At 37.4% G+C, this 15,895-nt stretch carries 15 protein-coding genes; 5 read left to right on the top strand and 10 right to left on the bottom strand.

The genetic code is table 11. From position 1 onward, the window contains the following. Nucleotides 1–538 precede the first annotated feature (538 nt). The 4 genes from JOC86_RS09540 to JOC86_RS09525 all read right to left on the bottom strand — a co-directional run bounded on the left by JOC86_RS09540 (nt 539) and on the right by JOC86_RS09525 (nt 2,973). Nucleotides 539–757 carry a DUF2922 domain-containing protein gene (locus JOC86_RS09540; protein ID WP_205171295.1) on the bottom strand — a complete coding sequence of 73 codons (219 nt, stop codon included), beginning with the start codon at nt 755–757 and terminating at the stop codon, nt 539–541. A 37-nt stretch (nt 758–794) separates the two neighbouring features. Then, the gene (locus tag JOC86_RS09535) at nt 795–1,013 is read right to left on the bottom strand and encodes a DUF1659 domain-containing protein (RefSeq protein ID WP_205171292.1); all 219 of its coding nucleotides are present in this window, start codon (nt 1,011–1,013) and stop codon (nt 795–797) included. 105 nt (nt 1,014–1,118) lie between these two features. Continuing rightward, the gene (locus tag JOC86_RS09530) at nt 1,119–1,610 is read right to left on the bottom strand and encodes a competence protein ComK (protein ID WP_205171289.1); all 492 of its coding nucleotides are present in this window, start codon (nt 1,608–1,610) and stop codon (nt 1,119–1,121) included. A gap of 268 nt (nt 1,611–1,878) precedes the next feature. After that, nucleotides 1,879–2,973 (bottom strand): PfkB family carbohydrate kinase, encoded by a 1,095-nt coding sequence (locus tag JOC86_RS09525; RefSeq protein WP_205171276.1) that lies wholly within the window; start codon nt 2,971–2,973, stop codon nt 1,879–1,881. Between the two features lie 215 nt (nt 2,974–3,188). On the opposite strand from JOC86_RS09525, the gene JOC86_RS09520 reads away from it, so the two are divergent. The 3 genes from JOC86_RS09520 to JOC86_RS09510 all read left to right on the top strand — a co-directional run bounded on the left by JOC86_RS09520 (nt 3,189) and on the right by JOC86_RS09510 (nt 6,900). Then, a complete protein-coding gene (locus JOC86_RS09520) occupies nt 3,189–4,139 on the top strand; it encodes an EamA family transporter (RefSeq protein ID WP_205171274.1) in 951 nt (316 codons plus the stop codon). Nucleotides 4,140–4,887: 748 nt separating this feature from the next. Next, entirely contained in the window at nt 4,888–5,982 is a 1,095-nt protein-coding gene (locus JOC86_RS09515; protein WP_205173472.1) for a carbohydrate kinase, read from the top strand. Further along, nucleotides 5,983–6,900 carry a pseudouridine-5'-phosphate glycosidase gene (locus tag JOC86_RS09510; protein ID WP_205171272.1) on the top strand — a complete coding sequence of 306 codons (918 nt, stop codon included), beginning with the start codon at nt 5,983–5,985 and terminating at the stop codon, nt 6,898–6,900. 393 nt (nt 6,901–7,293) lie between these two features. On the opposite strand, the gene arsC is transcribed toward JOC86_RS09510, so the two are convergent. The 4 genes from arsC to JOC86_RS09490 form a co-directional block, all read right to left on the bottom strand. Next, the gene (gene arsC, locus JOC86_RS09505) at nt 7,294–7,713 is read right to left on the bottom strand and encodes an arsenate reductase (thioredoxin) (protein WP_205171270.1); all 420 of its coding nucleotides are present in this window, start codon (nt 7,711–7,713) and stop codon (nt 7,294–7,296) included. 21 nt (nt 7,714–7,734) lie between these two features. Beyond that, nucleotides 7,735–9,033, bottom strand: coding sequence for an arsenic transporter (locus JOC86_RS09500; protein ID WP_205171255.1), 1,299 nt, complete (start codon nt 9,031–9,033; stop codon nt 7,735–7,737). Nucleotides 9,034–9,048: 15 nt separating this feature from the next. After that, nucleotides 9,049–9,393 carry an ArsR/SmtB family transcription factor gene (locus tag JOC86_RS09495; RefSeq protein WP_205171253.1) on the bottom strand — a complete coding sequence of 115 codons (345 nt, stop codon included), beginning with the start codon at nt 9,391–9,393 and terminating at the stop codon, nt 9,049–9,051. A 513-nt stretch (nt 9,394–9,906) separates the two neighbouring features. Beyond that, nucleotides 9,907–10,914 carry a DUF3231 family protein gene (locus JOC86_RS09490; RefSeq protein WP_205171251.1) on the bottom strand — a complete coding sequence of 336 codons (1,008 nt, stop codon included), beginning with the start codon at nt 10,912–10,914 and terminating at the stop codon, nt 9,907–9,909. A 617-nt stretch (nt 10,915–11,531) separates the two neighbouring features. On the opposite strand from JOC86_RS09490, the gene JOC86_RS09485 reads away from it, so the two are divergent. Continuing rightward, nucleotides 11,532–12,014 (top strand): SRPBCC family protein, encoded by a 483-nt coding sequence (locus JOC86_RS09485; protein WP_205171248.1) that lies wholly within the window; start codon nt 11,532–11,534, stop codon nt 12,012–12,014. 349 nt (nt 12,015–12,363) lie between these two features. Continuing rightward, nucleotides 12,364–13,176: a YihY/virulence factor BrkB family protein gene (locus JOC86_RS09480; RefSeq protein WP_205171245.1), complete on the top strand. Its 813-nt coding sequence runs from the start codon at nt 12,364–12,366 to the stop codon at nt 13,174–13,176. Between the two features lie 240 nt (nt 13,177–13,416). Here the strand turns inward: JOC86_RS09480 and JOC86_RS09475 are convergent, their stop codons facing one another. Both JOC86_RS09475 and JOC86_RS09470 read right to left on the bottom strand, forming a co-directional pair. Then, nucleotides 13,417–14,694: an MFS transporter gene (locus JOC86_RS09475; RefSeq protein ID WP_205171242.1), complete on the bottom strand. Its 1,278-nt coding sequence runs from the start codon at nt 14,692–14,694 to the stop codon at nt 13,417–13,419. Between the two features lie 142 nt (nt 14,695–14,836). Further along, complete coding sequence (locus JOC86_RS09470) at nt 14,837–15,496, bottom strand: ArsR/SmtB family transcription factor (RefSeq protein ID WP_205171240.1); 660 nt, start codon at nt 15,494–15,496, stop codon at nt 14,837–14,839. Between the last annotated feature and the right edge of the window lie 399 nt (nt 15,497–15,895).

The raw sequence follows: 15,895 nt of genomic DNA, 5'->3' as shown, positions 1-15,895 counted from the left end.
TGTCAACTTTAACAGAAAACTGGGACAATTGCCCAACTGTTTTTACCCTTTTTAAAAAGATAAACTAGCATGGCAACTAGTCACCTTTTTAAAACTTGGACAGGATACCTCCACAACATTTCATTCAACTCGTATGTTTAAAAAAATGAAAAACATAAAAAAATAACTTCCTATACTTACATGTATATAAAGGGATTAGTTCGATAGATTCTTCATCAAAAAGCTCCCATTGCCGAAAAGACAACGAGAAGCTTTTTTTATGGTTTATTTTTCCAATAAAGGTAAATTGAAATCTGCAGTATCCACGAGTTCGTATTCAACTTTTTTGTGCTATCTTGTGACCATCGAGCAACTGCTTCAGTCTGCGTTATGTACGAGCACGGCCCATTATGACTGCGGTTTTTAGCAATGTAATTCCTCTGTTATACTGACTGAATTTTTTGCTTATCATTTATTTCCTATACGGGATGGCATAAGGGTTTGAAAAAGGAAAAAGCGTGCCCTCCCAGAGTAACCTCCAAAAGGACAACACTACTATTTAAAGAATCTCGTATTCTGTTACATTTCGCTCAACAACACGTGCGCCCTTATTAGCTACGAGAGCACCACTTGAGCTTTGAATCACATTTTCTGCGATAAGACTGTCCATCGCCAGCTTTACTTTGGCTGTATCAAGCGGTTCGATTGGATCATCTATAGAAACATTAGCTGATTTACCAAGCTGGGTGGTAAATTGAAGTTCCAAGGTTTTGGCCATTATTATGCCTCCCTCCTACGATTTTCTACCTTTTTAGTTAGGCCTTAATATCGAAGCTTTCCGTTTTCTCAATAAAGACTAAGCCTTTTGACGATAAGCCTGATAGTGATTGAGATACATTGTAAATCTGGTCTGGGGTTGCAGCCGTATTGATGTTACTGTACGACTTGTACTGAAATTTTTGTTTCCCATCTTCACTAACGCCGTCATCATATGTCAATCGGAGTCTCATGCTTGTTAAATCCGCTGTTGCCATGTGTATCACCTCCTCTCACCTTTTATATAGCGAGAAGGTGGATGAGAGGATACCCTAATAGAGTTTTTCTCTATTAACCTATGTAAAACCTTTACGATACTGAGGTCAACTATTCACCCCTTGCTGATTGATAGATATACTAAGATTTGTAGGCTGGGAAAAATAAAACATCGTATTTGCTGTTTTGTCACGTTGCTTTTTTAGAGTATCTAATGAGCAATTGACCTTGAGTTTATCTCCATTTTTAAAATGGACATATGGCTTTCCTTCTATCATAGAAAAAGTTTCAATGTGGCGGTAGAAAATCCAAATACAGTCATAATGATCAGGGGATATGGTAGGGTAGGCAAAGATGCGATCTTGTTGGCTAATCATGAGCGGTGTTTTTTTATCATAACCGAGTGCCTTTCGAACCGACTTCACTCTTCCATCATAAGTAGCTCCATTGGCAATGCAGTTCTCTTCTAAAATTTCGCGAATCGATTTCGTGCTATACCTCTTTTCACCCGATTGGTCCAAGATGATCGTTTTGTATACCTCATGGTACGCAGGTATAAGAGCCATCGTACTTTGGACAATTTTCGTATTGCTATCCATCGTAATAACCTCTTTTCGATATTAATTTTTTGAAAACAGAACTTTCCATATAGCAAAAGTCCTATTTCATGTTTACTATATATTCGAAAATGGAATTTTACAACATATATTAACAATATTTAACAATCATTTACACAAACCACTACCACTTGTCATATTTTGTTAATAGTTAGGAAAATTCCGTGAGTTTCCATATTTTTATAAAAGCCAGCCAATCCAAGCTTAATGATAAGCTTGAATAGGCTGGCTTTAAGCACATAAAGACATTTTACCTTGTAAACTGCTTTACTATTTCATGAATTTTATCGGGTTTTAAATGTGATGATATTGACTCTTCCGTTTGAAGGGTAAGGGCAGCACCAGCAAGGCCTAATTGGCAAGCACTTAATAACGATTCTTCGTTCATGATTCCATATATGGCACATGAAGCAAAGGCTTCACCAGCCCCTGTGGTATCCACGACATCTGTTTTGAAAGGAGGCAAATGCCCTGATTCCTCAGGAGAGAAATAATATACCCCTTGATCCCCAAGCGTGATCATCACTTTTTGAACACCACGTTGTCTAATTTTTTCACAGGCTAACTGACAATCCTTGATGGAATCTATTTTCATCTCAGCAAGTATTTCTGCTTCTTCTCTATTTGGGAGAAGTAGCTCAACTCCCTCAAGCCGTACGGGAAGCTTTTGCACCTTGGCTGAAGAAACTGGGTCAATATACAAAGGAAGATTTTCTTCACTGCAACGTTTAATCAAATATCGTATACTTTCCTGAGGAATATTCGTATCCAAGAAAACAGCTTGTGAGGCAGCGATATGGGACCATTTTTCCTCGAACATGAAAGGGGTTATTTTTTCGTATATATTCATATCAGCCATAGAGACAATACTTTCACCATTAATGTCTAATAAGGTGGTAAACGTCCCTGTCCGTTCTGTTGGGAACACCCATACCTGGCTGATATCAACTCCTCCCGTTTTCGTTTCCTTCAGTATCCAGTTCCCCTCTTTGTCGTCTCCAACACAAGCCATAAGAGAAGTGCTGCAGCCAAGCCGACTTAAGTTTTCGGCAAAATTGCGCGCCACACCGCCACAAGATTCAGTGATTTTTACTGGATTGGAGGAATATAAACGTACCTTCTGATTTGATCGTGCTTTCTGGTCGGTGTTCGCCCCTCCGATACACACGATTGATGATTCTTCCCGGAGAATATAACCCCTCCCTTTGATTTCACCGCGTCTCGTCAGATTAGCAATATAATTAGCAACGGCAGGTCTTGATAATCCAACTTTACTAGACAATTCTTGCTGAGAAATAAAAGGATTCATTCTAATCAGATTTAAAATTTGTTTCTCCTTATCCATGAAGCAGCCTCCCCTCTACTAAAACAAATGTTTTAAAAAGCTTTAATTTTAATCGTTAGACCTAAAATCATACAGACAGATGCTATAGTCCATCCATTATATCCAAAAAAGAGATTGCAAAAAAGTCTAGTGGTGTTTTATATTGGAGATTATGATTTTTTTCCAGATGAACATTAAAAGAATCATAAATAGATAAAAAATATAGGAGGAGAAGGATGAAAAGGTATCTGTACCCTTTGTTGATCGTGATTGCAGCTAGTAGTTATGGTGTCGTTTCAACCATTATAAAACTAGCCATGAAAAGTGGTTTTACGGTTTCGGAAGCAGTAACAAGTCAGTTTTTTATCGGTTTTTGTATCGCAGTGTTTATTTTCTTGCTAACAAACAAACCAAGATTAAGCTTGGATGGAGTGAAAATCCTCATCCTAGCTGGAGTTTTTACTGGTTTGACAAATATTTTATACGGTCGTTCCTTAAACTATTTACCTGCTTCTTTAGCCGTTGTTCTACTCTTTCAATTTACATGGATCGGTATGTTGATTTCTTGTATAACAAAACGCAAATTTCCCAGTCGGGTTGAATTGATCTCTTTAATCATCTTAATTGCGGGAACCATACCAGCAGCTGGATTGATTGATGTTGATTTATCTCAGATCCCTTTACAAGGATGGTTATGGGGGTTAGCCGCTGCTCTTTGTTATTCCCTATTTTTATTTGCTAATGGAAAGGCAACTGCAAGTATGACAACCTCAAATCGGTTAGTATTGGTTTCTTTCTTTGCTTTTATGATGTCTGCTGTATTTCAGTCTCCAGAAATTATTTGGAATGGGACTTTATTTAACGAAGGGCTTTGGATTTACGGTTTGGCATTAGGGCTATTTGGTATCATTATTCCAGTGTTCTTATTCTCTATAGCCGTCCCTAAAGTTGGGCTAGGGATGTCATCGATCTTGAGTGCTATTGAATTGCCAATCGCTGTGATGGTATCCGTCCTATTATTAAGTGAAACCGTTTCTACGCTGCAAATAGTAGGAATTGTCATTATTATTCTTGGGATGAGTCTACCAACATTGCTAGATAATAATCGCTTATTGGCTAAAATTTCAAAACCATTTGCGAAAAATAAATCAAGCATAATGGGTGAATATAAAAAACACGTTAGTTAACGCTTGTATTCTTTGACTGTTTTCTAAAAGGTTGTTGTTTTTTAAGATCATAAATTTTTGTAAAAAGGTTGGCCTTCGCTGCAGGTAAGAGACTCCTGCGGGAGAAGCGGGACAGGTGAGACCTAAGCAGGAGCAAGGCGACGAGGCTGCTCACCGCCCGACCCGCGGAAAGCGATCATCCTTTCGCTGCAACCAGCCACCCCCTTTTCAAATAACAACAATGTTTACATAACCAGCAATTTCTTTAAACTTAATAGACAATGCCTCAACCAAAAAGAAAGCGGATGAGGCATTTTTTTGTTTGGCTCAACCTTGGAATATGAAATTTTTTATGCCTTGAATATGAGTGGGGCAGCGATTTGATGGTATTAAAAAGATTTTCGTCATGTAATTATGAGAGAGTAGCCTTTTGACGGCACTTATAAAGACTTTTCGTAACATGATTATAAGAGTACAGATTTGATGGAATAAAAAAGATTTTTGTACTTTTGAAAATGGGATAAAGCAAAATCGATGATCCCCTACCGTCGCCAAAATTTAGTAGTGAGTTACTCCCCTTATTTACTTTTAATCCTTTCATGACTGCCTTTTCATTCGTTTTCTTCACAACTTTTGAAGTTAAAAAATGGAATCACGCTTTCATTTTCATTGAGAACACTGTTGACAACCCAAAATTGAAAACGTATTCTAAACATATGTTCAATATATAAACATTTGTTTAAAAGGAGGTGTAACGATGACTTCTGATATGAATGAAAATGAAGAATTCATTTTAGGGATGATTAGGGAAAATCCATTTATTTCACAACATGAGTTATCGGAAATAGTCGGATTGCCAATGTCGTCGATTGCGACGATTATTTCTGGACTCATTAAGAAAGAGTATGTTTTTGGTAAAGCTTATGTTTTAAATGAAACATCCCCTATTATTTGCATTGGCGGAGCTAATGTAGATAGGAAATTCTATGCAAAATATGAAATGACAAATGAAACGTCTAATCCCGTCACATCTACTAGGACGGTTGGTGGAGTAGCAAGAAATATTGCTGAGAATTTAGGGAGATTAGGTGAGGAAGTTACCTTGATTTCAACAAGTGGCCATGATTCAGAATGGGAAGAGATTTATGATTTATCGTCACCATTTATGAATTTAGAACATGTCGCTCAATTTGAACATTCATCGACTGGATCTTATACAGCCGTTTTAGATAGGAATGGAGATTTATCGATTGCATTAGCAGATATGGACGTTTTTGAAAATATTACACCAGAGCTGTTGATAAAAAATAGTCATATTCTTAGAAGAGCGAAATGTATTGTGGTGGATTTGAACTGTCCATGTGAAACCATTGATTTCCTTTGTTTTTTCACATCAAAACATAGTATTCCTTTAGTCATTATCCCTGTATCATCTCCCAAAATGGATCGGCTTCCCAAAACGTTGAGTGCGGTAAGTTGGCTCATCGTCAATAAAGATGAAACAGAAACGTTTATGAATAGTAAAATCATTGATGAAAAAGATTGGGAAAACTCAGTAAAAAAATGGTTAGCGTTAGGAGTAAAAAATGTCATTGTAACGAATGGATCAAAGGGTGTAATGACAGGCAGTGAAAATGGGGAGATTCAATATTTTCCAGCGATTGAAACACCAATGGTCGCTGATGTTACAGGGGCAGGAGATTCATTCTGTTCAGGAGTTATTTATTCCTGGTTACAGAAGAAAGAAATTGAGGACATTATCAAATCTGGTTTGGTCAATGCCCATAAAACGATTATGTCAAAGTATACCGTTAGACAAGAGTTATCACAAAAACAACTAATGTTAGATATGGAGGCAATGTAAATGAAAAAATATATTGAATTATCTGCAGAGGTACAACAAGCAAAAGCGGAAGGAAAAGCAATCGTAGCATTAGAATCTACTATAATATCGCATGGTATGCCTTATCCGCAAAACGTAAAAACAGCTCGTGAAGTGGAACAAATTGTTCGTGATAACGGGGCTGTTCCAGCAACCATCGCGATCATTGATGGAAAAATTAAAATTGGTTTAACAGATGAGGAATTAGAATTATTCGGTAAAAGCTCAGATGTGGCGAAAGTATCAAGACGTGACCTTCCCCAAATTATCGCAACAAAAAAACTAGGCGCTACTACAGTTGCAACAACGATGATCTGTGCTGATTTAGCAGATATCAAAATCTTTGTAACAGGTGGTATTGGTGGAGTTCATAAAGGGGCAGAAACGACTATGGATATCTCCGCTGACCTTGAAGAATTAGCGCAAACGGATGTAGCCGTGATTTGTGCAGGTGCTAAATCCATCCTCGATTTAGCTCTTACACTAGAATACCTTGAAACAAAAGGAGTTCCTGTCATTGGATATGAAACAGAGTGTCTGCCAGCATTCTACACAAGAAATAGTGAGCACCTATTAAACTTCTCTACTGATTCAATCGATGAAATTGCGGAAACATTAAAAACGAAATGGGAATTAAACCTTAAAGGTGGAGCGGTAATCGCCAACCCGATTCCTGAAGAACATGCAATGGACGAAGAGTATATCAACGGAATCATCGACCAAGCCATCAAAGAAGCAGAAGAAAATCATATTTTTGGTAAAGATAGCACCCCATTCCTGCTAGGAAAAATTAAAGAATTAACGAACGGCAAAAGTCTTGATGCCAATATCGAATTAGTAAAACACAATGCTAAAGTAGGAACTCAAATTGCCGTTAGCTTTAACAACAAAAATCAATAATCCAATCTATTATAATAAAAAATTCAACTTCTATAAGGTTTTCTTGGTAAACAACTAGCTTTATAGAAGTTGTTATTTTTCAAACATATTTTGGATTAGAATTGGATGTTTAGAAGATTTTTGGAAGCTGATGTTGCAAACACTAAAAAATATTAGAAGCTAAATATGAAGAAATACAGTCTGGTAAAAGTAGTTGGGTTAGAACGTGGGTAAGAAAACTTAAGTATAAGGTAATTTACATGAAAATTCTATTAAATGCTCATAAAAAACGGGGCTGTCCTAAACAAAGGTGTCAGGAACCCGACTTCCATTTAGAAGAAAAGCTCAAAACATCTTCTATATGGACAAACATAATGGTTCCGCCCCCTTTTGGGACAGCCCTATTTAATTGGATTATTGTCCTGTTTCACCAAAGCGTTTCATTCGATCTCTAATTTCATCACGTACTCTTTGGAAGAAGACCCATTTATCTTCTTCTGTTCCTTCCGCTTTTGCAGGATCGTCAAAGCCCCAATGTTCTCGTTTCACATGCGGTGGTGTGATAGGACACTTATCAGCCGCATCCCCACATAAAGTAACCACTAAATCCGCATTATGAAGGATTTCAGGGTCAATAATATCCGATGTTTGCTTGGAAATATCCACTCCAGCTTCCTTCATCGCTTTTACCGCATTAGGATTCAAACCGTGTGCTTCAATACCAGCACTTTTGACCTCCCACTCATCACCAAAATATTTCTTCGCCCATCCTTCTGCCATCTGGCTTCTGCAAGAGTTACCTGTACATAAAAAATAGATTGTTTTTTTCGACATGATGAATTTCTCCTTTAGTGTTTAGTAGATAATGAACAACCATATATAGAGACCAACTAATGTAATAAACAGTGTTGGGATCGTCAAAATAAGTCCTGTTTTAAAATAAGTTCCCCATGAAATCTTAACACCTTTTTGCGATAGGACATGCAACCATAACAACGTTGCAAGCGATCCGATTGGCGTGATTTTCGGACCTAAATCGGATCCAATGACATTGGCATAAATAAGGGCTTCTCTTATCACACCACTTGTATCGGTATCTGCGATTGCAAGGGCATCAATCATAACCGTCGGCATATTATTCATAATCGAGGAAAGAATGGCTGCAATAAAGCCCATACCTACAGTTGCAGCAAACAAGCCTTGATCAGCTGTAACTTGAATAAGATCCGCTAAAATAGTCGTTAGCCCTTCATTTCTTAAGCCATACACTACTACATACATTCCTATGGAGAAAAAGACGATTGCCCAAGGAGCACCTTTAATAACGGTACGAGTGTTCACAGCCTGACTTTTTCTGGCCATAAGAAGAAAGAAAATGGCCACAACACTCGCAATGATGGACACAGGAACACCTGTAAATTCACTAGCAAAATACCCAATGAGAAGTATTCCTAACACACCCCAAGATAAACGAAACATTCTTATATCTCGAATAGCTTCCACAGGCTCTTTTAACTGAGCCATATCATATTGTTTCGGAATGCTTTTTCGGAAAAACAGATATAAAACCAAAATACTGGCACCTAATGCAAAAAGGTTTGGAATGATCATCCTTGAAGCAAATTCTGCAAATCCAATCCCAAAAAAGTCTGCCGAGACGATATTGACCAGATTACTCACCACTAGTGGCAGAGATGTAGTATCCGCGATAAATCCACTTGCAATAATAAACGGGAAAACCATTTTCTCGTTAAAGTTGAGGTTTCGAACCATGGCCAATACAATCGGAGTCAATATAAGAGCTGCCCCATCATTCGCAAAAAATGCTGCTACCAATGCACCTAGTACCGATACATACACAAACATTCGAACCCCGTTCCCTTTCGCTGTTCTTGCCATATGGAGAGCTGCCCATTCGAAGAATCCAATTTCATCTAGTATTAAGGAAATAATAATGATGGCAATAAAGGCTAAGGTAGCGTTCCATACAATGGATGTCACATCGATGACATCGTTAAAATCAACTACTCCAACAATTAAAGCGAGAATTGCCCCTCCACAGGCTGACCATCCGATCGATAAACCTCTTGGTTGCCAAATAACCAAGACGAGTGTTGTTAAAAAAATTAATGATGCTAAAATGACTGATGTCAAAATTGAAACCTCCTCTTAATCACACGAAATCCGTAATCCCTGTTCTTTCAGTTCTTCTAATCGATAATCTTGATCTGGAAGATTTTGCAGTAGGCTTTGAACTAATGGATAATAGTCACTATCTTTATTCAATGAGTAAATAATCCATTGTCCCCTTCTTGTTTCGCCGACTACTCCAGCATCTTTTAGCTTTCGTACATGTTGACTAATCGCAGGCTGACTAGCTTTAAATATTTCAACAAATTCACAAACACAACAATCATTTGAGTCTAAAATTTTCACCATGGTTAGACGTGTTTTGTCACCTAACAATTTTAAAATCGTTGCCGCTTTTTCCATTTCAATAATCGTTCCTTGCATGAACGCACACCTCCCTGCTCCATCCGGATATTAATATATAATAATTTGCTTATATATTCAACAGTAAATAAATCTATTCTATTATCTAACTATCTTTTAGTATTTATTCAAATAGGGATTTAAAATTGGAATTACTTTTTTCTTATCTAATGTGAACCTATTAAAAAAACTGAAGTTGTTCTCATTCTAACAACTTCTGCTTTTTAAATTATGCTGTTAGTTTGTTTCTCTTCTTGAATATAACCCCATATATTGCATAAATTTTAAATCTCGTGCGTTTCTTAGTCATTTTTTGTGCACAAAATAAGATTCTTGTACTGGTGCATTTCTTTTAGATTTTTGTGCACAAAATCAAAAAGTTGTGAATTACCACTTTCGAGACAAATTATGCATGGGGTAAGCTGGAATGATTTATTGATGAATTCTAAGACAGACAGCCCTTACCTTCTATTCCCCATAAAATTCACTTATACAGCTGTTTTTTTTGCTTTTTTTCCCTGAAAATCGCTAAAATTAAGTATTTGCTAATTTATCACGATCCTCGGAAAGTGGCGGTTCCTCAAGCCAACCGTTATTGATCATAATAGTTGCTCCATCTTCTGCGTATTTGCCAAGTTCAGCAGATAACCTGACAAAATGAAGGGACAAGTCTTTTCTAGCACTAGTTGAAGCACTTGTTCCATAAAATCCTATACTGAGAGCAATTAAAGAAGTAGTAGAAAACATCATCAGTTTATCAGAAAAAGGAGAAACCCTAGAATCGGTAATTTCTGTGTCCCAACTCATAGGTACCGGTAAATGATCTTTGCCTAATATCGAGCTAAATATTTCTGTATGCTTATGGGCAATATCTCTTCCCCTTACCATAAATCTACCTACTTCTTTGGATTGAGCCCCCTGGCTAAACCCCATCATAGTAGCTTCCCCTAATGCATTTCTCTGTAAATTAGCAAAAACATTTGTGATTTCAATAGCAGATAATGGTCTTTTTTCACTAAACCACCCTGCCATAAATTTTTGACTCTTAACGAAACTAGCCTCTTTTGGTGGATTTAAGTAGGGAGAACGAATGTATAAACCTTTCGATAACAAAAGGTTTTTTGCCTCCGTATCGAACTGATTAAGCTCCAAAACACATTCAGAAAAGTAGGTATTAATATCTGAGCGGGCCGTCAATGTCTTGGAAAGGGAGTAAAAATTAAAAGCAATGATTCCCATGTTATAGACGAAATACAAAATAAAACTATCAGAAAACAATCTTGGGGCAGCCTTATTAACATCTTCTTCTACCTTAAATCCATATGGCAGAGGATAACCTTCCCTTTGAAACATCTTTGTTAGCTTTACTAGATGGGTATCAGCAAGCTCTAAACTTTGTTCTAATAATAGACGGATTTGTGTATCTTCTACAGTTTCTAAAAAGTAGGTAAATAGGCACTTACTCATACTACTATTCATATAAGCCGACCAGAGCTGTGAAATCTCTGTAGCGCTCAATTTAATGTTATGTTCGGATTCCATAGTTACCTCCATTAAGTAATAGTAAAGGTATTATCTGCAAAATAACGATGTTTTACCCTAATTTCATTATTATTACTCTTTAAAACAAAAAATTGAAAAGCTGCTTTAATACAGAAGGGTTCTTAATTTTCCACGGCATTATGGAGCTCTTTTCTTATCATCATTTTCCCCTTCACGGTTTTTCATGTCACCAAAGAGGGCTTTGCTTTTCATCATTTTCCCTTTCGTGGTTTTTCATGTCACCAAAGATCCCCTTTCTTATCATCATTTTCCCTTTCACGGTTTTTCATGTCACCAAAGAGGGCTTTGCTTTTCATCATTTTCCCTTTCACGGTTTTTCATGTCACCAAAGAGAGCTTTGCTTTTCATCATTTTCCCCTTCACGGTTTTTCATGTCACCAAAGAGAACTTTGCTTATCATCATTTTCCCTTTCGCGGTTTTTCATGTCATCAAAGAGCCCCTTTCCTATCATCATTTTCCCTTTGCGTTTTTCACTGCACCATATTAATTCGACTTTTCCACTACCACCCAGTAATATAAGGATATAAATACGAGAATTCGCAGAAGACGGACAAGTTAGAGCCAGAACTATTATTGGATGAGGAGGAGGAATTTTATGCTAGCAGTAGTAGAAATGGTTAAAGGTGGCTATATCGCTACATATAATCGGCCATTACATCATTCCGTTGAAAACGTTTGGGTGACTTTAACGGAAAATGGTAATTTGGAAAAATGGATGTCTAACCTTCAAGTTGTAGACCTGCGAGAAGGAGGAACAATTAAGTTCAATATGAACGATGGGACAGGGAAATCTTTTGATATTGCGATTATGGACTTTAAAGAAATGGCATACTTGCAATTCGAATGGGGAGAAGGTTGGGTTCGATTCGAGCTTTTTCCTAAAGACGATGATTGTTTATTAGTATTAAAAGAATTTATTCCTAGCCTGAGTGACCATACTTCTGTAGATCTTGCCGGATGGCATGTATGTCTTGATATGTTTAGTGCTTTACTGGAAGGTCAACAGATGGACTTTCCAAAAGGAGAATGGGAGAACTATCATGGAAAATATGTAAGGATCGTCAACCAATTTTCGTGAATTGAATGGACAACTTTCGTATCTGTAATCCACTTGTAGTGCAAGTAACACTCTAATAAGAATTAAAGCCTAATTCCTCTCAATTTCAAGCGAGAAATTAGGCTTTTTTATTTGAATTTCTTTATCGTTGTTCCTCACTCAGAATGATAAATAGAATTTTGACTCTTTAAAATAAGGGTATTCTATTTATATGGATACCGCCAGCAAACAGTATTTCGCTATTCAAAATATAGCTAAACGCCGGTATGCTCATTTTTAAATAATCTTTGTTCTATATTAACCAATGTAGAGAGTAAGAATAATACAGGACAAGTATAGTTGCGACTAATCCAGACAAGGAGTATTGATGATGAATATCCTTTCTATCCTTCACCAATTAGGCTACCGTTTTTTCAAATTCAGGGTGTACGATCTCTCTGCTCAAATGGCTTATTATTTTCTAATGTCGATCTTTCCGTTTCTATTAGTCATCTATTCCCTGATTCCTTATTTGCCTCTCCAGGAAGAATATATATTAGATCTGGTCAGGCCTTTTGCTCCTGAAGGGACGTATAAGTTGATAGAAAATACCTTGTCCTATACATTAGTGAAGCAAAAAAAGGATCTTCTGTCGTTTAGTTTAATCATTACCCTATGGCTCTCTTCTATGGGATTTCAATGCATTAAGCGCATTCTCAATGATGCCTATGCTTTTCAAGCGAAAGAAAACTTTCTAAAGCAATTGATAGAAGGTTTGCTACTTACAATCGGTTTTATGATTGCCATTCTATTTTCGGTTGTTATTCCTGTTTTTGAAAGAGTGGTGAGGCATTACCTAGAGGGAGTTTTCTCTATTGAGAGGTTTCAAGACCTGTGGATTTTTATTCAGTGGGGAATCGGGTCCTTGTTTATCGTTCTCTTTTTTATAGGTCTCTACTTTTTCGCCCCTAATGTCAAGCTTAGAGTGGCAAACGTCTTACCAGGAGCTATTTTCTCAACTATAGGTTGGCAAATGGTTTCATTATGGTTTGCCTCTTATGTAAGCAAGAGTAATTATTCCGTCCTTTATGGTCAGTTAGGAAGTATTATCGTATTAATGCTTTGGTTTTATCTATCTGCGATGATTATAATCATTGGGGGATTATTGAACACCATTGTTCATCCTGCTGAGCCTCACAAGTAATTTAGTTTGTTGAACTATTCCGAAATGAAGATAACCTTGCTATTTGTCTGACGCATTCCGTATCAATTTTAAGTGCCAAGGCAACCATAATCCAAAAATAAAGATGTACACTGGGATGGAAAATGGTTGGGCACAAGATGAATGACAAGCCTTATTTTAGAAAATATAAAAAACCGTTTTTGACTACCGTCGAAAACGGTTTTTTAAAGTAAGGTATTTTATAGACGATAAAGGATCTTACTATTCATTTTCTATTTCCTTCATTTTTTTATCCCTACGAAACCATACCACGACAGGAATGAGGAATAAGGATAAAATTCCCCCAGCTAAGGATAAGGTGGCATAGCTTGAATTCGCTACCACCATCCCAGACATCGCTCCACCAGAAGCACCAGCAAGTGCAATAAAAACATCCACTGAGCCTTGAGTTTTAGCACGTGTGGAGGATTCCGTTGAATCCACAATCTGAGCAGTCCCGCTTATCAAACCAAAATTCCATCCCAATCCAAGTAAAGAAAGCGCAATGACTAGGAGAATCATAGAATCACTTGGAGCCATCGCTGCTATTACACCCGCTAGTAAAAGGGTAGCTCCAGAAGCAACTGTCATCGCAGTTCGACCAATTTTATCGACAAGAACTCCTGTCACGAGTGAAGGAAGGTACATGGACCCTATATGAAAACCAATCACGAGACCGACTTCACTTAGGTCATGCCCATGATGTTCCATATGCACAGGGGTCATGGTCATAATGGCCACCATCACAATTTGAGAAACGACCATCACTGTGGCACCGACCGCCACGCCCCTTTTATTTCTTATTGGATCATCCGTTGCCAAATGCTCTTTTTTATATGAGTCTATCGTCTTGGCTATAAGTAAAGGGTCTGGACGAAGGAATACGTAAAGTACAAGACCGGCTAAGATAAAGGCTGCTGCAGATAAAATAAAAGGACCTGCAAGTGCTGGAACGCCAAGAGAAAGAGCAAAATTGCCCATTACCCCTACTAAGTTGGGACCTGCAACGGCACCAAACGTTGTCGAAACCATCGTAATACTAATAGCAGTCGCTCGTTGTTTTTTATTCGCCAAGTCCGTTCCTGCATAACGGACCTGTAAATTTGTCGCTGTACCGGCACCATAAATAAATAAGGAAGCAAATAAGAGGAAAATACTATTGGTTACAGCGGCAATCACCACACCGATGGCTCCAAGTCCTCCTGTTATAAAACCAGTCGTGAGCCCGGTTCGACGTCCATAACGCTGTGAAAGTCTCCCTACAATTAAAGCCGTTCCCGCAGAGCCTAAAGTAAATAAAGCAGCTGGAAGTCCTGCAAATGCATTTGTTCCAAGCATTTGCTGTGCTAGAAGTGCCCCCACCGTAATTCCAGCAGCTAACCCTGCCCCACCAAAAATTTGTGAAATACATACAATCCATAATGTGCGTTTATATAACATTTTTTGTTTTTCTGAAGAATCTACATCATTCTGGGCCAAATCATACGCATTACTAGACATTTGCCTACACCTTCTTCTTAAAAATTCGTCTACAGTCTATAAAACATCTAGTCAGCCCATTCTACATGCAATACCAATCTAACATTGTAAAAATTGGACATGAAGATGTTCGCCTAATGATCTTGATTTTTACCACATTCCATTAGGTAAGTTGGTCCATGAACTGTTTCCAATCATGAACACCTTCTTCTAAACGAAATGCCTTAACCCCTCTGGACCTTAAAAGTTCTACAGCTTCTACCGCCATTAAACAGTAAGGGCCTCTACAATAGGCAACGACATCATTATCGGTTGGTAAAGAAGAAAGTTTCTCTTTTAATTCTTCAATCGGCATAGAAACAGCACCAGGTATATGAGCTTCTTCATATTCTTCCTTCGGTCGCACATCTATTAATAAAACTTCACCTTTCTCCATTCGATCTTTAAGTTCTGGAAGGGAAACCCCATCCACCTCAAATTTATTATTTAAGAACTCTTGTTTAATTTGCTGAACCTGTACAAACTGTTTTTCTGATAAAGTGTGCAAAGAACCTAAAAAGCCCAAAATCGCCTCATCTGCAAGCTCGTATATGACGTAATTCCCCTTCTTCTTAAACCTTACTAATCTAGAATTAGAAAGTGTTTGCAAATGTTGGGATACATTCGCAACAGACATAGACGTTCCTTTTGATAAAGCTTCTACAGACTTTGGACCTTGAGATAATAGGTCAAGAATTTCTAATCTTTTCGGGCTAGAAAGGCTTTTCCCGATTCTTGCAAACTCTTGATATAATAAATCTTTTAAATTTCGTTCATTTGTCATGCAACATTCACCATCAATCTATTCAACTAGTTTATTGAATACTTGAATTTTATTCCTCATTAAAAGCTTTGTCAATGAAGATGCTGAGATCTTAGAAAAAAGTAATTATAAAACAGAAAAACTTGTAATAGATCATCCCACCCTTAAACAACATCAGATATTATATGTAATACTTTTAGCGGCAAAAAACAGGTGTGAAATCAATGTGATTTCACACCTGTTTTTTTATTTATCAATATTCTCAACATTATCAGAACCCGTTTTCAACTTACAAAAAGATAGGAATTTACGTAGAGGGGCGGGTATGCTAGGCTTATTTACCTGATAAAACTATTGCTTCAGCCTTTCAGGTCCCAACCATACCCACGGCTGTTGTGTTATTCTTAAAAATCTAAAGTA

The organism is Rossellomorea pakistanensis (assembly GCF_016908495.1).
In the GTDB taxonomy this organism is placed as follows: Bacteria; Bacillota; Bacilli; order Bacillales; family Bacillaceae_B; genus Rossellomorea; species Rossellomorea pakistanensis.
The sequence above is the reverse complement of the archived record's forward strand: the minus strand, read 5'-3'. Positions and strand labels throughout refer to the sequence as shown.